An 18,702-nucleotide genomic window follows, 5' to 3' on the forward strand; every position below is an offset into this window, starting at 1 on the left:
CCAGGTACGGCATCGAGGAGTTCACCGAGATCAAGTATGTCTGCCTCGGCGGCATCGCCTGAGCCGACAATGCTGAAAGACCCGGCCGGCATTTGCCGGCCGGTTTCGTTTCGAGAGGAAAGATCCGTGGCAGCACCGAAAAACACCTTCAAGGCCGCGCTTCGCGACGGCCGGTTCCAGCTTGGCCTGTGGGCGGCGCTCGGCAGCGCCTATGCGGCGGAAGTCCTCTCCACCAGCGGCTATGACTGGCTGCTGATCGATGGTGAACACGGGCCGAACGACATGCCGCTGATCAGCGCCCAGATCGGCGCCCTGCGTCATTCGCCGACCCATGCCATGGTGCGCCCGCCGATGGGCGAGGCCTGGATCCTCAAGCAATTGCTTGATCAGGGCGCCCAGACCTTCCTCATTCCCATGGTCGAATCGGCCGAGGAGGCGAAGGCCCTGGTGCGTGCGTTGCGCTATCCGCCGCACGGCATTCGCGGTGTCGGCGCCGGCCTCGGCCGCGCCAGCGATTTCGGCCGCATTCCGGATTACATCACCACGGCCAACGAGGAGGTCTGCCTCATCGTGCAGGTGGAAAACCGGGCCGGGCTTGCGGCGGTCGACGAGATCGCCGCCGTGGAAGGCGTCGACGGCATCTTCATCGGCCCGTCGGATCTTGCCGCCGACATGGGCCATCTCGGCAATCCCGGCGCGCCGGAGGTCCTGGCGGCCATCACGCATATCTTCGAGCGCACGAAGGCGCACGGCAAGGCGCGCGGCATCATGACGGTCTCGCTGCCGCAGGCCGAGGTTTACCGCGATCTCGGCGCGGACTTCCTGGCGATCGGCACCGACGTCAACTGCCTCGTTTCGGCGGTGGAAGGACTTCGCCGCAGCTTCCTCGGCGAAGCGGCGAGCGAACGGCGCGGCGGCGGCTACTGAGCCCTTTCCTGCCCCGGATACGTTCATGTCCGCGAAAGGTTCACAGGTTTAGGATGCTCTCGTGGCGTGTTGCCACGCAGCGAAAACATGTTAGTGTTTTCGCATCTGCGGAAACCGGGTGACGACGGTGCAGAGGGTCTAGGCCCCGCGCTTTGGGAAAATGGGGTAACGCGTCCGATGTATTATCAGCTGTACGAACTGAACCATGCGGTGATGGCGCCCTGGCGCGCCGTGGCGGACCAGATGCGGATCGCCTTCCGCAACCCGCTCAATCCGCTGTCGCATACCTATTTCGGCCGCACCATGGCCGCCGGCTTCGAGGTGCTCGAGCGCACGACGCGGCGCTACGGCAAGCCCGAATTCGACCTGCCCACCACCGTCATCGACGGCCAGAGCGTTTCCGTTCATGAAAAGGTCGTCTGGCAGCGCCCCTTCTGCAATCTCATCCATTTCGAGCGCTGTTTGCCGGCCGGCCACCGCAAGGATCCGAAAATCCTGATCGTGGCGCCGATGTCCGGCCACTATGCGACGCTGCTGCGCGGCACCGTCGAGGCGCTGCTGCCCCATGCCGAAGTGCATATCACCGACTGGGTGGATGCGCGCATGGTGCCGCTGTCCGAAGGCGCTTTCGATCTCGACGACTATATCGACTACGTCATCCAGATGCTGCATGCGCTGGGGCCGGATACCCATGTCGTCGCCGTCTGCCAGCCGGCGGTGCCGGTTCTTGCGGCCGTTTCCGTCATGGAAGCCGACAACGATCCGCTTTCGCCCTCCACGATGACGCTGATGGGCGGCCCCATCGATACGCGCATCAATCCGACGGCGGTCAACAAGCTCGCCAAGGAAAAGCCGATCGACTGGTTCCGCGACAATGTCATCATGCCGGTTCCGTGGCCGCAGCCGGGTGTCATGCGCATGGTCTATCCGGGCTTCCTGCAGCTCTCCGGTTTCATGTCGATGAATCTCGACCGCCATGTCGTCGCGCACAAGGAGTTCTTCGCCCATCTCGTGAAGAACGACGGCGACGCGGCCGAAAAGCATCGCGATTTCTATGACGAGTATCTTGCCGTCATGGATCTGACGGCCGAATTCTATCTGCAGACGGTGGAAACCGTGTTCATGCGCCATGCCCTGCCGAAGGGCGAGATGATGCATCGCGACCGCCGCGTCGATACGACGGCCATCCGCAAGGTGGCGCTGCTCACGGTCGAGGGCGAGAACGACGACATTTCCGGCGTCGGCCAGACAGAGGCGGCACAGACCATCTGCACGAACATCCCGGACGACATGCGCATGCATTACGTTCAGCCGGATGTCGGTCACTATGGTGTCTTCAACGGTTCGCGCTTCCGCAAGGAGATCGCGCCGCGCATCCTGTCCTTCATCGACCAGCACGGCAAGGCCACGAAGGCAAAGCCGGTGCCGCGCGTCATCAAGGGCGGCAAGGCTGGCGGCGCCGCCTGATTTTTGAGGCTCGTTTCAGGCACTTGCCCGATTCTGTCGGGCATTGCCTTGAACGCCAGGGGCACTCTGCCCACATCGGATTCACCGGAAACCGGAGTGGTTTCCGCCGATCGTGAGGAAGATTGCACATGAACCAGTCAGCACTGATCCGTCCGGACTGGACGCCTGCGACCATCGCCCTGATGGTGCTCGGCTTCGTGGTGTTCTGGCCGCTCGGCCTTGCCATGCTTGCCTACATCATCTTCGGCGACCGCCTGAAAAACTTCAAGAAAGACGCCAACGACACCGTGGACGGCATGTTCGCCTCCTGCCGCGGCAAGTTCCGTGGCGGCCGTCACGCCGCCTTCCGCAGCGCCACCGGCAATGTCGCCTTTGACGACTGGCGTGACGCCGAGCTTGCCCGCCTCGACGAGGAGCGTCGCAAGCTGGACGAAATGCGCGAGGAGTTCGACACCTACAGCCGCGAACTGCGCCGCGCCAAGGACCAGGAGGATTTCGACCGCTTCATGCGCGAACGCCGCGCCAAGGGCCAGGGCGACGTCCCGGGTTTCCCCGCGACCTGACAACCGCCGTCAGACAAACGGACTTCGCGGAAAACAGCATCGCCGGCGCCTCGTGCGCCGGTTTTTCGTGAAAGCGTTTCAGCCCGCGCCGAATCGGCTATGAAAGGCAGCATGTTTTCCCTGGCTCGCAAGCCCCGCAAGGCCCTGAAGACCCCGCCTCCGCCCGAACGGCGCGAGATCGACGTCAATGGCAGGGCCCTGCCGCTCACCATCAAGCGGGACTTGCGCGCCACGCGCCTGACGCTGCGCATCGAGCCGGGCGGACGGGCGTTGCGCATGACGGTGCCGAACGGCATCGCCGAGCGGGAAATCCGCGACTTCCTCACCCGCCATCAGGGTTGGCTGATGACGAAACTGGCGAAGTTCCGCTCGCGGAACGAGCTGGAGGATGGCGGTTACGTCATGATCCGCGGCGTCGCCCACCGCATCGAGGCGACCGGCAAGCTGCGCGGGCTCACCGAAGCCGTGGTCGTCGACGACGAGGCGGTGCTGCGCGTCGGCGGCATGGAGGAGAGCATCCCCCGTCGCATCAGCGATTTTCTGAAGAAGGAAGCGCGGCTGGAACTGGACAGGCTCGTTGCGGTCCATGCCGGGCGCATCGGAAAGCGGGTGAAGTCGCTGACGCTGCGCGACACCCGAAGCCGCTGGGGCTCCTGCTCGGCGGATGGCGCACTCAGCTTCTCCTGGCGTATCGCCATGGCGCCGCCTCACGTCATCGATTATCTCGCGGCGCACGAAGTGGCGCATCTTCGCGAGATGAACCATAGCCCGGCCTTCTGGTCGCTTTGCGAACAGCTCTGCCCGACGACGGAAGAGGCCAAGCGCTGGCTCAAGCGCAACGGCAGCCTGCTGCACGCCGTCGATTTCGGCTGATTTTCGCTCGGACCGAGGGAGGGTATGTCAGCGCCGGTCTGCCAGCGCCTCGCGGATCTTCCTGTCCGTATTGTACTGCCCCAGCGCGTAGACCGCCCAGATGGCGGCCGGCAGCCATCCGATCAGCGTCACCTGCAGGATGAGGCAGATGATGCCGGCGATGGGCCGTCCGATGGTGAAGAAAACGAGAAAGGGCAGCAGGATGGCAATGATGAGCCGCATGGTGATCTCCGGTCTTGGTCTCCCCTCCATATGGGCGCGGCGACGGGCCATGCAAGATGCCGCGCAAGGGTGCCGGTTTCGGGCTTTCTGCCGCCGTCTTTCGGCTCGACTCTTCCGGTGATTCGTGCGACTCCCTGCCATCATGACACTCGACATCAAAATCTGCGGGCTGAAGACCGAAGAGGCCGTCGACAAGGCCATCGCGCTCGGCGCCAGCCATATCGGCTTCATCTTCTTCCCGAAGAGCCCACGCAATATCGAGCCCTCCGATGCCGGCCGCCTTGCTGCGCGCGCGCGCGGCAAGGCCAAGATCGTCGCCGTGACGGTCAATGCCGACAGCGATACGCTCGACGAGATCGTCGACCAGCTTTCGCCCGACATGCTCCAGCTGCACGGCAGCGAGAGCCCGGAGCGCGTGCTCACCGTCAAGGCGGTCTACGGTCTGCCGGTCATCAAGGCCTTTTCCGTCCGCGAGGCGGACGATCTGAAGAGGATCGACCCGTATATCGGCATCGCCGACCGGTTCCTCTTCGATGCCAAGCCGCCGGCAGGCTCCGAGCTTCCGGGCGGCAACGGGGTTTCCTTCGACTGGAACCTCATGCATCTGCTTGACGAAAGCGTGGATTACATGCTTTCGGGTGGGCTGAACAAGGATAACCTCGCCGAGGCCATCCGGCTGACCGGCGCGCCGGGCATCGACGCCAGTTCGGGGGTCGAGAGTGCACCGGGCGTCAAGGACCTCGGCCTGATGGAAGCGTTTTTTGAAGCGGCGCGAAACGCGGAGCGCGAGACCGCCGGCGCAGGGAGAGGCAAGTGAACCAGTCACCCAACCTGAATTCGTACCGCGAGGGTCCGGACGAGGACGGCCGTTTCGGCATTTTCGGGGGCCGCTTCGTCGCTGAAACGCTGATGCCGCTGATCCTCGACCTGCAGGACGAGTGGAACAAGGCCAAGACCGACCCGGCCTTCCAGGCGGAACTGAAGGACCTTGGCGCCCATTATATCGGCCGCCCGAGCCCGCTCTATTATGCCGAACGCCTGACACAGCATCTCGGTGGCGCGAAGATCTACTTCAAGCGCGAGGAGCTGAACCACACCGGCTCGCACAAGATCAACAACTGCATCGGCCAGATCCTGCTCGCCAAGCGCATGGGCAAGACGCGCATCATCGCGGAAACCGGCGCCGGCCAGCACGGCGTGGCTTCGGCCACCGTCGCCGCGCGCTTCGGCCTGCCTTGCGTCGTCTACATGGGCGCGACCGACGTCGAGCGCCAGGCGCCGAACGTCTTCCGCATGAAGCTCCTCGGCGCCGAGGTGAAGCCGGTGACAGCCGGCAGCGGTACGCTGAAGGACGCCATGAACGAGGCGTTGCGCGACTGGGTTACCAATGTCGAGAACACCTACTACCTGATCGGCACCGCTGCCGGCCCGCATCCCTATCCGGAGCTGGTGCGCGAGTTCCAGGCCGTCATCGGCACGGAAGCGCGCGAGCAGCTGCTCGCCGCCGAAGGCCGTCTGCCGGACATGGTGATCGCCGCCGTCGGCGGTGGCTCCAACGCCATCGGTATTTTCCATCCGTTCCTTGACGACAAGAGCGTCCAGATCGTCGGCGTCGAAGCCGGCGGCAAGGGCCTCGACGGCGATCTGCACTGCGCGTCGCTGACGGCGGGTTCGCCCGGCGTGCTGCACGGCAACCGCACCTACCTGCTGCAGGACGCGGACGGCCAGATCAAGGAAGGCCACTCCATTTCCGCCGGTCTCGATTATCCCGGCATCGGTCCGGAACATGCCTGGCTGCATCAGATCGGCCGTGCCGAATATGTCCCGATCATGGACGATGAGGCGCTGGAAGCCTTCCAGCTTCTGACCAAGCTCGAAGGCATCATCCCGGCGCTGGAACCGAGCCATGCCATCGCCGAAGTGATCAAGCGTGCGCCCAAGATGGGCAAGGACCAGATCATCCTGATGAACCTCTCCGGCCGCGGCGACAAGGATATCTTCACCGTCGGCAAGATCCTCGGCATGGAGCTCTAAGATGACCGCACGCATGGACAAACGCTTTGCGGATCTCGCCGCCGAAGGCCGCCCGGCCCTCGTCACCTATTTCATGGGCGGCGACCCGGATTATGCGAGCTCGCTGGAGATCATGAAGGCGCTGCCGAAGGCAGGCTCCGACGTCATCGAGCTCGGCATGCCCTTCTCCGACCCGATGGCCGATGGCCCGGCGATCCAGGTGGCCGGCCAGCGCGCCCTTGCCGGCGGCCAGACGCTCGCCAAGACGATCCAGATGGCCCGCGACTTCCGCAAGACGGATGACGCGACTCCGATCGTGCTGATGGGCTACTACAACCCGATCTACATCTACGGCGTCGACCGCTTCCTCGACGAGGCGCTTGAAGCGGGCATCGACGGCCTGATCGTCGTCGACCTTCCGCCGGAAATGGATGACGAGCTATGCATTCCGGCGCTCGCCAAGGGCATCAACTTCATCCGTCTCGCGACGCCGACGACGGATGAGAAGCGCCTTCCGACGGTCCTCAAGAATACGTCGGGCTTCGTCTATTATGTCTCGATGAACGGTATCACCGGTTCGGCGCTGCCGGATCCCTCGCTTGTCGGCGGGGCTGTGGGCCGCATCAAGGCGCATACGAAGCTGCCGGTCTGCGTCGGTTTCGGCGTCAAGACGGCCGAGCATGCCCGCGCCATCGGCGCCTCGGCGGATGGCGTCGTCGTCGGTACCGCCATCGTCAACCAGATCGCCTCCAGCCTGACGGCGGATGGCAAGGCCAGCGCCGCCACCGTTGCCGGCGTCGAGACGCTGGTCATGAGCCTTGCCTCGGGCGTGCGTGCGTCGCGCCTTGCGGCGGCGGAGTAAAGTTCCCACATGGGAACCACCATTGAAACGGGAGTCTAGACCGTGAACTGGATCACGAATTACGTTCGGCCGAAGATCAATTCGATGCTTGGCCGTCCCAACCGGGATGTACCGGACAATCTCTGGATCAAGTGCCCGGAAACCGGCGAGATGGTGTTCCACCGCGATCTCGAGGAAAACAAGTGGGTCATCCCGGCTTCGGGCTACCACATGAAGATGCCGGCGAAGGCTCGCCTGAAGGACCTCTTCGACGACGGCGTCTTCGAGGCCCTGCAGCAGCCGAAGGTGGCGCAGGACCCGTTGAAGTTCCGCGATTCCAAGAAGTACACGGATCGCCTGAAGGACAGCCGCGCCAAGACCGAGCTGGAAGACACCATCGTCGCCGGCGTCGGCAAGGTGCGCGGCCTCAAGCTCGTTGCCGTCGTGCACGAGTTCAACTTCATGGGCGGTTCGCTCGGCATTGCCGCCGGCGAAGCGATCATCAAGGCCTTCGAGCGCGCAATCGCCGAGAAGTGCCCGCTCGTCATGTTCCCCGCCTCGGGCGGCGCGCGCATGCAGGAAGGCATCCTTTCGCTGATGCAGCTTCCCCGCACCACGGTCGCCGTGGAAATGCTGAAGGAAGCCGGTCTTCCCTATGTCGTCGTGCTCACCAACCCGACGACGGGTGGCGTGACGGCCTCCTACGCCATGCTGGGCGATATCCATCTCGCCGAGCCGGGCGCAGAAATCTGCTTTGCCGGCAAGCGCGTCATCGAGCAGACCATCCGCGAAAAGCTGCCCGAAGGCTTCCAGACATCGGAATACCTTCTTGAGCACGGCATGGTCGACATGGTCGTCAAGCGCCATGACATTCCCGATACGCTCGCCCGCCTTCTGAAGATTCTTCTGAAGAAGCCCGCGGCCGCCTCAGTCGCAACGAACGGCGCCCTCGCCATCGCGGCGCAGTAAATCCATGAGCATGGTGGCGGCCAGCGAAGCGGCAGCGGAGATCGAGAAGCTTCTCGGTCTCCATCCCAAGGGGTTCGATCTTTCGCTGGACCGCATCACGCGGCTGCTCGCCGCGCTCGGCGATCCGCACTTGAAACTGCCGCCGGTCATCCATGTGGCCGGCACCAATGGCAAGGGCTCCGTCACCGCCTTCTGCCGCTCGATCCTGGAAGCCGAGGGCCTCAGCGTCCACGTCCACACTTCGCCGCATCTCGTCAACTGGCACGAACGCTACCGCCTCGGTGTTGCGGGCGGCCGTGGCCGTTTCGTCGAGGATGCCGTCCTTGCCGATGCCGTGCGCCGCGTGGCGGCGGCCAATGGCGGGGAGAAGATCACGGTCTTCGAAATCCTGACGGCGGTCACTTTCCTGCTCTTTTCCGAACATCCCGCCGACGTGGCGATCATCGAGGTCGGCCTCGGCGGCCGTTTCGACGCGACGAATGTCATTCCGCGCCCGGCCGTTTCCATCATCATGCCCATTTCGCTCGATCATCAGGCCTATCTCGGCGACCGCGTCGAACTGATCGCGGCGGAAAAGGCCGGCATCATGAAGCGCGGTACGCCCGTGGTCATCGGCTTCCAGACGGAGGATGCGGCCCGCGACGTGCTGATCGAGACGGCCGAACGGCTCGGCTGCCCGCATGCCGTCTATGGCCAGGATTTCATGGCGCATGAGGAATATGGCCGCCTCGTCTACCAGGACGAATTCGGCCTTGCCGATCTGCCGCTGCCGCGCCTGCCGGGCCGGCATCAATATGCCAATGCCGCCGCGGCGATCCGCGCCGTCAAGGCGGCCGGTCTGCCGATTACAGAGCATGCTATGGAACTTGGCCTTTCCCGCGTGGAATGGCCGGGACGCCTGCAGCGGCTGACGGACGGGGCGCTCGCGCAACTGGCCCCGCGCGGCAGCGAGATCTGGGTCGACGGCGGGCACAATCCGGGCGCCGGTCAGGTCATTGCCGAAACCATGGCGAATTTCGAGGAGCGCGAAGCGCGCCCGCTCTTCCTCGTCACGGGCATGATCAACACCAAGGATCCGGTCGGCTATTTCGAGCCCTTCCGTGGCCTTGCCGAGCGTGTCTTCACGGTGCCGATCCGGGGTTCCGATGCCGGCCTCGATCCGGTGGCGCTTGCCGGCGATGCGGCCCGCGCCGGCCTCGAGGTCGAACCGCTCTCGACGGTCGCCGAGGCGCTGGCCGCAATCAGCCGCATCACCGCGGAAGATGCGGTGCCGCCGCGTATTCTCGTCGGCGGTTCGCTATACCTCGTCGGCGATGTGCTGGCCGACAACGGCACCCCGCCCACCTGACACAACAAAAAGCCCGGCGCGAAGGCCGGGCTCTATGATGATATCGCGAAAGGCGATCAGGCTGCGCTGGAAATCCAGCTGGCAAGGGCCGTCTTCGGTGCAGCACCAACCTTGATGTCGGCCACTTCACCGCCCTTGAACACGGCGAGCGTCGGGATGGAGCGCACGCCATAGGCTGCGGCCAGTTCCGGGTTTTCGTCGATGTTGAGCTTGGCGACCTTCACCTTGCCGGCGAGTTCGGTCGAGATCTCTTCCAGCGCGGGCGCGATCATCTTGCACGGGCCGCACCATTCGGCCCAGAAATCGACGACGACCGGCTCTGCGGAATTGAGGACTTCGGCCTCGAAGTTGGACTGGTCGACTTTTACGGTAGCCATGAGGCTCTCCTTGAAGGGGTGATCGTTGGAGTGAATGTGATGCCGCCGGTGCCCGATTTCAAGGTCCGGCCGGACAGGCCGGGCGGCGGATCGTCCCGTCCGGTATCTCACTTTGAACCGAGTTCGGCAAGGCTTGCGTCCATCAGATCGGCTTCAAGCCAGAAGGCTTTTGCCGCTTCCGTATAGATCAGCCCGCAGCGGATTTCGCGGCCGGGATAGAGCGGGGCGAGGATCGCGCGGTAGATCGCAAGCTGTGCACGATGCTCGTACGGGATCTCCTCCGCCCGGGTCGGCGGCACGCGGTTGGTCTTGAAATCGACGATCTCGACCGTGGTTGGCGTCACCGCCATGCGGTCGATGCGACCGGAGACGGCATAGTCCCGCCGCCCGAGCGTCAGCGTTCCCATGATCGAAACCTCTGCCCGCGCCGCGGAGGAAAACACCGCCGTCAGGCTCTCGTCGTCGATCACGGAAAGCGCGGCATTCACGAGAGAACGGCGTGCGCTTTCCGGCCAATGCGCCGCGGCCCGGTCCAGATAGCGCTCTGCCGCCGCCGGTCGCTCCGCCGGATCGAAGGACGGCAGCACCTGCAGGAAGCGGTGCAGAATGCGTCCCCGCTCCAGCGCCAGGCCCGCGCCCGGCGCACCGCGCCTGCGGCCGAAAAGGGCCGAGGGAACCATGAGATCGGCGGCATCCGTCTCGATCACCGCGGCTGCGCCGGAGGGGCTGAGCGGTCGGGGCAGGGCTTTCTGCGGGGGCAGGGGGCGCCCCAGCGCCTCGGGCAGGACGGTCTCCGCTTCCTGCGTCACGGCGGTCTCGTCAGCAGCCGCGAGCGTCGCCGCGCCGGCTTCGCGCCAGGCAAAGCCCGGCCAGCTCTCGCCGCGGGTGGCAAAGGTCGTCGCCACGCATCGTTCGCCCTCGGTGGAAAGCGCCGTGGCGATCATCGGGTGCCAGGTGTCCTTGTTCTCCTGCTTGCCGCGGTAACCGCAGACCACCAGCCGATCGGCGGCGCGTGTCATCGCCACATAGAGCAGGCGGCGGTATTCCTCCTCCGCACCCGCCTTGATGCGCTCGGCGTCTTCCGCCGTCAGCGTGTTGCCGAGGTCCTTCAGCGGCAGCCAGGCCGGCAGGCCGGTGGAACTGTCTGCTGCCGAGAGAAAGCGGAGCTGCGGCATGTGGCTGGGGCTGAACGGCTTTGCCCCGCCGTCCACGAGGAAGACGACCGGCGCCTCCAGTCCCTTGGCGGCATGCACGGTCATGATACGGATTTCGCCGCGCGCCTTGTCCTGTTCGCGTTTGACGGTCGGCGCCTCCAGTTCCAGCGTCGAGACGAAGGCCTGCAGGCCGGGCAGGCCGTTCTCCTCCTGCTCCAGCGCGAAGGTCAGGAATTCGTCGATGATCTCACCGGCCTCGGTCCCGAGCCGTGCCAGGAACGCTCGTCGTCCACCGCCCGCGCCGAGGATACGGGCATAGAATTCGTGCACCGGCTGGCTGCGCGCATCGCGGATCGCGCCCCGGAGGCGATCGAGGACGGGGGCCAGCGCCGCCTCCGTTTCCGGTGCTTCCTGCAGCCTTGCCCAGAGGCTCTGCCGTTCCGCGCGCCGGGCCGCGAGCGCGAACAGCGTCTCTTCGCCAAGGCCGAACAGCGGGCTCTTCAGCAGCGCCGCCAGCGAAAGGTCGTCCTCCGGCAGCACGGCGAAGCGGCCGAGCGCCATCAGGTCCTGCACGGCGATGTGCCTCGTCAGCACCAGCCGGTCGGCACCGGCGACGGGCAGGTTGTGGCGCTGCTTCAGGGTGCGGGTCAGCGCGTTGACGAAGGCATCGCGCTTGCGCACCAGCACGATCACGTCGCCGGCCTGCATCGGTCGGGCCCTGCCTTTTTCGGTCACCGTCTCGCGGCCGATCCAGCCGGCGAGCGTATCGGCGATGCGCCGCGCCAGCACGTTGATCGGCGCTTCCTCGGCAACGGCGTCGAAGGGCGCCGTCCAGTCCTCCTCGTCCAGTCCCGGCGGGGCGGCGATCACGTCCCAGATATCCACCGCACCCGGCTCGCGTCCGCGATTGGAGGCATGCACCACCTCGCCGCCGTCGGGCGAGAGGCCCCGGGCATTGGCGGGATCGAGGAACACCCGGTCGACGGCCGACAGCACGTCCCGCGTCGAGCGGAAGGAAAGCAGCAGCCGGATCGGGCTGAAGGCGGTCTCCGCCGCCGCGGTGCGGCGGGAAACCGCCCGGCCCTCCTCGGCGAAGCGTTCCGGCCGGGCGCCCTGGAAGGAATAGATCGACTGCTTTTCATCGCCCACGGCGAAGATCGTGCGGCCGCTTCGCCGCGCTGTTTCGCCGGCGAAGAAATCGTCCGTCAGGGCCTTCACGATCTGCCATTGGCGCGGGCTGGTGTCCTGCGCCTCGTCGACGAGGATATGGTCGATGCCCTGGTCGAGCTTGTAATGCACCCAGGCGCTGACCTGGTCACGGGTCAGAAGCGCGGCCGTACGATCGATCAGGTCGTCGAAATCGAGCAGGCTGCGCATGCGCTTCAGGTCTTCGTAGTCACCGATCAGCCGCTCGGCGATCACGAGCGCGGCCTGCGTCGCCTCGACCATGCGCAGGCGCCGCAGCCGGTCGTCGCAGGCGATTACATGGGCCTGTGCGGCAAGCAGCGCCGCCTCGAAATGCGGCGCGCTGTCGCGGACTTTCTTGGAGAGGAACGAGCGGTCGAGGCTCCGCGGTGCACCGGTGCTGGTGAAGAAGAGATCGACGAGCGCCGCCTGCCGCGTTGCGCCGTCGGTCATCCGCCCCGCCGCGCGAAGTCCTGCCGCCGATGTTTTCACCGTGTCGCTGCCAAGGGTTTCCGCCGCGGCGAGATAGGCATCGAGCGTGGCGCCCTCCAGCCCGTCCAGCGGCCAGAAGGCGGCAAGCATGTCTTCCTCGGTCTCGTCGGGGCCCAGCCCCGTTTCCCGACGCAATGCCGCCTCGGCTCCACCCGCTTCCGCCGAAGCGTCGAGGAAGGCGCGGATCGGCCCGCGGCTGGCGACGATGTCGTTGATCAGCCGTTCCAGACCGGTGTCGTCGGCAATGTCGAGCACGGCGGCGAAGGCGTCGGCAAGCGCCGGGTCGTCCTCGCTCGCCGTGGCGGTAAGGAGGGTGCGGCGCGCATCGGCAAGCAGCACCGCCGCCGCCCGGTCGTCGAGCACGGAGAAATGCCCCGCGACATTGGCTTCCAGCGGAAACTGGTGCAGCAGCGCCTCCGAGAAGGCGTGGATGGTCTGGATCTTCAACCCGCCCGGGGTTTCCAGCGCCCGGGCGAAAAGACGGCGTGCCTCGGCGAGCTTGAAACTGTCGGGTCGCTTCCCCTCGATCGCCGCCACCCGGTCGGAGAGGGCCTCGTCGGAGAGCGTCGCCCATTCGGCCAGCCGTTCGAAGACGCGGTTCGACATCTCGGAGGCGGCGGCCTTGGTATAGGTCAGGCACAGGATGGCCGAGGGCCGGCAGCCGGCGAGCAACAGGCGGATGACGCGTTGCGTCAGCACATGGGTCTTGCCGGAACCGGCATTGGCTGAAACCCAGGCCGAGCGGCCGGGATCGGAGGCGAGCGCCTGTTTCTCGGCGGTCCAGCCCAGCCAGGCGGCGGGATCGGCGGAGGCGGGCCGGTCTTCGCCGGACGTTTCGTTCTCAAGCATCCTCGTCCTCCCCGCTGCTGTCGGCGGACGACCATTCGGCAACGCGCGCCAGATGGTCGTATTCCCCGCCATAGGCCCGTTCCTGTTCGGGAATGACGCGCGACTTGAAGCCGAAACGCCCCTCGATCAGGCCGGTCAGCAGTTTTTCAAGGTTCTGCAGGGATTCTTCCGCCAGTTCCACCGCCGATTTCGGCACGGAGGTGGATGATTTCGCCTGCTCGTTGTTGACCTGTTCGGCCTTGAACCGTTCGCCGGGTTTGAGCCGTACATAGAGAAGGTTCGCCGGCTCGCGCAGGCCCGGCCCGCGGAACGCACCGCGCCGAAGCGCCGCCGCTTCCAGCGAAAGCTGCGGGTCAAGCAAGGCGCGGGCGACCTTCAGCGACGGCGTGCTGCCCGTCTTGTAGTCGATGAGGTCGGCGCGCCCGTCGGGCAGGATGTCGATGCGGTCGGCAATGCCGGTCAGGCGGATGCCGGCAACGGAAAGATCGAGCGAGGCCGGCACTTCCGTCAGGCTGTCGCGGATGCTGCCTGCCCGCTGTTCATGCCACTGCACGAAGGCGCGCGCGACGGCGGCAAAACGCGGACGCCAGACGGCATCGATATGCGGCGGCAGGGCGACCGCGGCGAATTCTTCGCGCAGGATGCGATCGATGCGCGCCAGCGGTTCACCGGATGCCGCCTCCCGCACGAAGCGGTCGACGATGCGGTGGTAAAGCGAGCCGCGTTCGGCCGGCCCGGGATCAAGATTGAAGGGCGCGATGGGGTCGAGGCGCAGGATATGCCGGGCATAGATGGCATAGGGGTCGCGGCGCAGCCTTCCGACCTCGCTGAAGGAATATTTGCGCGGTTGCAGTTCGGCGGGGGGAAAGGGCTCCGGGCGCGGTGCGATGGGCACCGGCGGGCTTCTGTCGATCGCTCCCGTCCACCGGATCAGGCTCTTGCCGCGGGCGCGCAGGTCCTGCGCCAAAGCGGGTCCGCCAACGGCGATGAGGCGCTGCAGCCAGCGCGAAGCGACGGTCGGAGCGGTGCCGTTGCGCAGCGCCCGCGTCAGCACCAGCTTCGGCGTTCCGGCCGCCATTTGCAGGTCATGGCCGAGCTGGCCGATGCGCCGTTCGGGTGGCTCCAGCCCGATCTCCACTTTCATGATACGGGAAAGGAAGGCGTCGTTCGCCGCCTGACCCGGCCAGGTGCCCTCGTTGAGGCCGCCGACGATCACCGTATCGACACTCTGCAGGCGCGATTCGAGCGCGCCGAAGATGAAGACGCGCGGATGGCGCATCGACCGCGGCTTGACGCTCTCGCTCGCCCCCAGCGCCTCGATAATGTCGCACCATTGCGGCCCGTCGGCCTCGATCTGGCCGTCCGTCTCGATCACGCTTTTGAGGAGGGTCGCCAGGCTGTCGCCCGCCTCGCCGGACCAGAGCGCCGCAAGGTCGCCGCGCTCGTCCGCGACGACCGCCTCCAGCGCCCGTCCGGTCCGCTCCGCCCAGTCGGCGAGCGGCAGCTTGGCGGAGAACCGCCGTCCCGTGCGGCTCTGGTGCAGCAGCATGCCGGCCAGCGGTTCGACGGCCTCGGCGATTCGGCGGGCGAGATCGAGGGCGAGCGGCATTGCCGTTTCCGGCAGGGCGGTGCGCCAGACGGGAGGATGGCGATCCTCCGCCTGCCGGGCGATGGCGCCTGCGAGCAGCGGTTCGAGCATGGAAATGTCGATCTCTGCGGTGCCGCCGCGCAGCGCGGTCAGTTCCAGGGCGGTCACCGCCACATGCAGCTCTTCCAGCGGCAGGCCGAAGCGGGCCAGAGGATGCTTCAGCAGCGCAACCAGCGGCACCGGATCGCCGGGGCGTAGCGCCGCGTCGACGAGCAGTCGCAGCAGCGTTCCCTGCGGGGTCGAGAGGAGCGGCGTGCCGGCCGAATCGTCCGCCTCGATGCCGAAGCGGGCCAGCTCCGCCGCCACCCGCCGGCCGAGCGCGCGGTCGGGCGTGATCAGCGCGGCCTGCGCGTCGTCGCTTTCCTCCAGGGCAAGGCGGAGCGCGATGGCGATAGCCAGCGCCTCTTCCCGCTCGTTCGCCGCTTCCACCAGCGAGACCTCGCGGAAGGCCGCGGCCGTCAGGGTGGGATCGAGTGTGCCGCGAACCTCCCCCCAGCCGGCCGTCGCCTGCGTCGGCAGGAAGGCGCTGGAGAGGATTCTTGCGCGGTATTCCAGCGCCTCGGGTGGATCGCCGAGCGGTTCGACGTCGTCGCGGCTGCAGCCCATGCGGGCGAGCAGACGGTGAAGGCCGTATTGCGGATGACTGCGCGCCGCCGAATCGGGTCTCTGCGCGCCGTCGCCGCCCTGGTGGCCGACGAGCAGCCATTCGCTGTCGGACATGAACCGGTCGAGGCCGGGCAGGATGACGACGCCGTTCGGCAGGCGCGCTACGGCGGCGATCAATCCGGCCGTCGCGGGAATGGAGCCCGTGGAGCCGGCGATGATGACGGGGCCGGCGGGTGGGGAATGGCGATACCGTTCCGTCTCGGCGTGCAGCGTCGCATTGCGCCGCAGCGACGGCGAGGAACGGCTGAGTTCGGCAAGCCGCGCCGGCCAGTAGACGCTGGCGATGGTCAGGAATTCGGCGGTGAGCTGCCACCAGAGCGCATGGTTGGAAACGTCGAGGTTTTCCAGCGCCGACCAGTCGAGTTCCTCCGTCTCCATCGCGTCCATGATCTCGGCGAGGTTGCGGGCAAGCCAGACGGCATCGGCCGGGCTTGCCGGCGCCACCAATGGGCTCTCCGCATGCACGGCGGTGACGGCGGTCGGCAGCCGGTTGCGCCAGGCGAGTACGAGCCGGGCAAGCTCCAGAAGCCGTGTCGGGCCGGAGAGCGGCTCGGCCATGTCGAGAAGCGCCGGCGCGACCTCGTCGAAGAAGCCGCTGTCGTCATCCGTCTCGCCGAGCGCGCGGATGGTGGGAAGGATTGCCGACCGTCCGCCGAAGAGATCGACGAATTCCGAGCGGATGACACGGGCCGAACGGCGCGTCGGGACGTAGATCGTCACATCGGCCAGCGCCAATGGATCGGCGGGATCGTAGGTGAAGCCGGGAACGAGCCGACCATCGATGAGGCTGGTCGCGACCGTTTTCAGGAAGGGCAGGCTCGCGGGGATCGAGAAGATGCGCCCGCCCCGACCGCCCGTCATGCCGCCGCCTCGCGGTACGTGCCGATGACGGCTTCCGCCGCGCCGATGGCGTCCGGCGTGCCCACGGTGATCCAGTGCCCTTCCAGCATGAGGCCGAAGAGCCGGCCTTTCTCGATGGCGCGGTCGAAATAGATGTTGAGGTTGAAGGCGTCGTCCGGCGCATCGTCGAAGAGCGCCGGCATCATGGCGATGGCGCCGGCATAGACCACCGGATTGCCGCTCTCCTCGCTGTAGCGCGCGAGGCGGCCTTTGCCATCCATCGAAAAGTCCTTCTTGCCATTGTGGCCCGTCGTGTCTTCCAGCTTCACGCAGAGCATCAGCATGTCCATGCTGTCAGGATCGAAGGCGTCCGAAAGCCGCTGGAGGTTGGTCTCCTCGCCGGGCGTCTCGCCAATCCAGAAGAGATCGGCATTCATGACGAGCACGGGGCCGCGGCCAAGCAGTTTCAGGCCCTTGGCAAGCCCGCCGCCGGAATTCATCAGCCGGTCCGTCTCGTCGGAGAGGATGATTTCCGGTGCCGTCCGGTTTGCCAGATGCGTTTTCATCTGGTCGGCGAAATGGTGCACGTTGACGACGGTGCGTTTCACGCCCGCTTCCGCCAGCGCATCGAGCCCGTAGTCGATCATCGGCTTTCCGGCGATCGGCACCAGCGGCTTTGGCATCGTATCGGTGATGGGGCGCAGGCGCGTTCCAAGGCCGGCGGCCAGCATCATGGCGTCTTCGATCTTCATGTCAGGCTCGCGCTATGATTCGGTCGCGAGGATTCCAGCCTTTTCACACCAGTCGCGCAAGGGGGCGAGATCGGGATGGGCGAGCGCCCGCGTGAGGTTGCGGAAGGTGCGCGGCATGTGGCGCATATAGGCCGGCTTGCCGTCGCGCTGCATCAGGCGCACCCAGATGCCGACGAGCTTGCAGTTGCGCTGCGCCGCCATGACGTGCCAGTCGCGCAGGAACCTGTCGCGGTCGAATCCGGCTTCCTTTTCACGCAGCGCGAGATAGTGGCCCAGCACGCCGTCCGCCACGTCGTCGGGCATGTCGACGCGCGCATCCTGCACCAGCGAGGCGACGTCATAGGCCGAGGGGCCGATCATCGCATCCTGGAAGTCGATGATGCCGACCCGGTCGGTGCCGATCGCGTCCGGCCGCCAGATGATGTTCGGCGAATGGAAGTCGCGCAGCAGCAGATTGTGCTCGGCCGTCGAAAGGCTGGCGATCAGAGCGTCCCAGATGCCGACATAGGCGCGCCGCTCCTCTTCGCTCGCCGGCGTGCCGCGTTTCCAGGGCAGGTACCAGTCGGTCAGAAGGCTCACCTCGATCTGCATGGCATCGCGATCGAAATCGGGAACGGTGTGGACGATGCCCTCCGCCACCGGAAGGTCGCGGGTGAACGCCGCGCCATGCAGATGGGCAAGACAGGCGGCGCTTTCGCGGTAGCGCTCGGCAATCGGCGCGCCTTCCGCGTTCAGCACGCCGTCGCTGCCGAGGTCCTCGATCAGCAGGATGCCCTGCTCGATATCCGCCTCGTGAATGGCCGGGGCGCGAAGGCCGCGCGCGACGAGGTGTCTGCCGACCGCGATGAACGGTTTCACATCCTCGGCGATATGGGCGATCTGCTGGTAATATTTGCCATGGGCGAGGATCGGGCCGGGTGCGTGGCGCGGCGCATCCATCAGCACGAAGCGCTGGCCAGCGGCATGGACATGTTCGTAGGCACGCACCGAGGCATCGCCCGTCAGGTGCCGCCGTGTCGCGTCGCGATAGCCGGCCTCGTCGAGGAAGGCGCGGATGGCCAGCGAGCGGCGGATGCGGGCCAGTGCCGCGTCGGGAGCGTCGATGGAAACACGCCGTCCGTCGCCCTCGTGCACGAAGGAGAGCGAAATTCCCACCGCCGGCAGGGCGCCAAAACCTTTTTCCGGCCATTCGACCAGACAGACGCCGTCGGAAAGTGCCTCGTCGAAGCCGAGTTCGTCGATCTCGGCGGCATCGGCGATGCGGTAGAGATCGAAATGGGCGACGGGAAGCCTGAGGTCGTAGCTCTGGACCAGCGTGAAGGTCGGGCTCGGCACTTCCAGATAGGCATCGTCGGCGATCGCCCGGATCAGCGCGCGTGAAAAGGTCGATTTGCCTGCGCCGAGGTCGCCCGACAGGGCAATATAGTCACCACGCCTGACGGCGAGCGCCATGTCTTCGCCGAAGCGGATGGTGGCGGCTTCGTCGGGAAGGACGATGTCGAACGCCATGGACGGC

General features: G+C 66.2%; 15 protein-coding genes. 9 read left to right on the plus strand and 6 right to left on the minus strand.

All coding sequences use genetic code 11. The annotated features are described in order from the left end of the window. Nucleotides 1–126 precede the first annotated feature (126 nt). The 4 genes from V8U06_RS26625 to V8U06_RS26640 all read left to right on the plus strand — a co-directional run bounded on the left by V8U06_RS26625 (nt 127) and on the right by V8U06_RS26640 (nt 3,830). Complete coding sequence (locus V8U06_RS26625) at nt 127–927, plus strand: aldolase/citrate lyase family protein (protein ID WP_427143247.1); 801 nt, start codon at nt 127–129, stop codon at nt 925–927. A gap of 177 nt (nt 928–1,104) precedes the next feature. Beyond that, nucleotides 1,105–2,394, plus strand: a complete 1,290-nt coding sequence (phaZ, locus tag V8U06_RS26630; protein WP_427143248.1) for a polyhydroxyalkanoate depolymerase — start codon at nt 1,105–1,107, stop codon at nt 2,392–2,394. A 128-nt stretch (nt 2,395–2,522) separates the two neighbouring features. Next, a complete protein-coding gene (locus tag V8U06_RS26635; protein ID WP_226921466.1) occupies nt 2,523–2,957 on the plus strand; it encodes a DUF2852 domain-containing protein in 435 nt (144 codons plus the stop codon). A 111-nt stretch (nt 2,958–3,068) separates the two neighbouring features. After that, entirely contained in the window at nt 3,069–3,830 is a 762-nt protein-coding gene (locus tag V8U06_RS26640) for a M48 family metallopeptidase (protein WP_427143249.1), read from the plus strand. Nucleotides 3,831–3,857: 27 nt separating this feature from the next. Here V8U06_RS26640 and V8U06_RS26645 read toward each other — a convergent pair whose 3' ends face one another. Then, complete coding sequence (locus V8U06_RS26645) at nt 3,858–4,052, minus strand: YqaE/Pmp3 family membrane protein (RefSeq protein ID WP_119257967.1); 195 nt, start codon at nt 4,050–4,052, stop codon at nt 3,858–3,860. A gap of 142 nt (nt 4,053–4,194) precedes the next feature. Between V8U06_RS26645 and V8U06_RS26650 the strand changes: the two genes are divergently transcribed. Genes V8U06_RS26650 through V8U06_RS26670 form a run of 5 tightly spaced genes read left to right on the plus strand, consistent with a single transcriptional unit; the run spans nt 4,195 to nt 9,223 of the window. Next, nucleotides 4,195–4,869, plus strand: a complete 675-nt coding sequence (locus V8U06_RS26650; protein WP_427143250.1) for a phosphoribosylanthranilate isomerase — start codon at nt 4,195–4,197, stop codon at nt 4,867–4,869. Further along, nucleotides 4,866–6,086, plus strand: coding sequence for a tryptophan synthase subunit beta (gene trpB / locus V8U06_RS26655; protein WP_427143251.1), 1,221 nt, complete (start codon nt 4,866–4,868; stop codon nt 6,084–6,086). Before V8U06_RS26650 ends, trpB begins: the two co-directional genes overlap by 4 nt. A gap of 1 nt (nt 6,087) precedes the next feature. Further along, nucleotides 6,088–6,927: a tryptophan synthase subunit alpha gene (gene trpA, locus V8U06_RS26660; RefSeq protein WP_427143252.1), complete on the plus strand. Its 840-nt coding sequence runs from the start codon at nt 6,088–6,090 to the stop codon at nt 6,925–6,927. 42 nt (nt 6,928–6,969) lie between these two features. After that, on the plus strand, nt 6,970–7,875 hold the full coding sequence (gene accD, locus V8U06_RS26665; RefSeq protein WP_226921446.1) for an acetyl-CoA carboxylase, carboxyltransferase subunit beta: 906 nt from the start codon (nt 6,970–6,972) through the stop codon (nt 7,873–7,875). A 4-nt stretch (nt 7,876–7,879) separates the two neighbouring features. Continuing rightward, nucleotides 7,880–9,223 (plus strand): bifunctional folylpolyglutamate synthase/dihydrofolate synthase, encoded by a 1,344-nt coding sequence (locus tag V8U06_RS26670; protein ID WP_427143253.1) that lies wholly within the window; start codon nt 7,880–7,882, stop codon nt 9,221–9,223. A 56-nt stretch (nt 9,224–9,279) separates the two neighbouring features. On the opposite strand, the gene trxA is transcribed toward V8U06_RS26670, so the two are convergent. The 5 genes from trxA to tsaE all read right to left on the minus strand — a co-directional run bounded on the left by trxA (nt 9,280) and on the right by tsaE (nt 18,695). After that, a complete protein-coding gene (gene trxA, locus V8U06_RS26675) occupies nt 9,280–9,600 on the minus strand; it encodes a thioredoxin (protein WP_226921442.1) in 321 nt (106 codons plus the stop codon). Between the two features lie 107 nt (nt 9,601–9,707). After that, nucleotides 9,708–13,280 carry a double-strand break repair helicase AddA gene (gene addA, locus V8U06_RS26680; RefSeq protein ID WP_427143254.1) on the minus strand — a complete coding sequence of 1,191 codons (3,573 nt, stop codon included), beginning with the start codon at nt 13,278–13,280 and terminating at the stop codon, nt 9,708–9,710. After that, complete coding sequence (addB, locus tag V8U06_RS26685) at nt 13,273–16,455, minus strand: double-strand break repair protein AddB (protein WP_427143255.1); 3,183 nt, start codon at nt 16,453–16,455, stop codon at nt 13,273–13,275. The genes addA and addB overlap by 8 nt, the downstream gene beginning before the upstream one ends. Beyond that, nucleotides 16,452–17,186 (minus strand): nucleotidyltransferase family protein, encoded by a 735-nt coding sequence (locus tag V8U06_RS26690; RefSeq protein ID WP_427143256.1) that lies wholly within the window; start codon nt 17,184–17,186, stop codon nt 16,452–16,454. The genes addB and V8U06_RS26690 overlap by 4 nt, the downstream gene beginning before the upstream one ends. Before the next feature lie 12 nt (nt 17,187–17,198). Continuing rightward, the gene (tsaE, locus tag V8U06_RS26695) at nt 17,199–18,695 is read right to left on the minus strand and encodes a tRNA (adenosine(37)-N6)-threonylcarbamoyltransferase complex ATPase subunit type 1 TsaE (protein ID WP_427143257.1); all 1,497 of its coding nucleotides are present in this window, start codon (nt 18,693–18,695) and stop codon (nt 17,199–17,201) included. Nucleotides 18,696–18,702: the final 7 nt, after the last annotated feature.

It is taken from the genome of Shinella sp. G-2 (genome assembly GCF_050172695.1).
GTDB lineage: Bacteria > Pseudomonadota > Alphaproteobacteria > Rhizobiales > Rhizobiaceae > Shinella.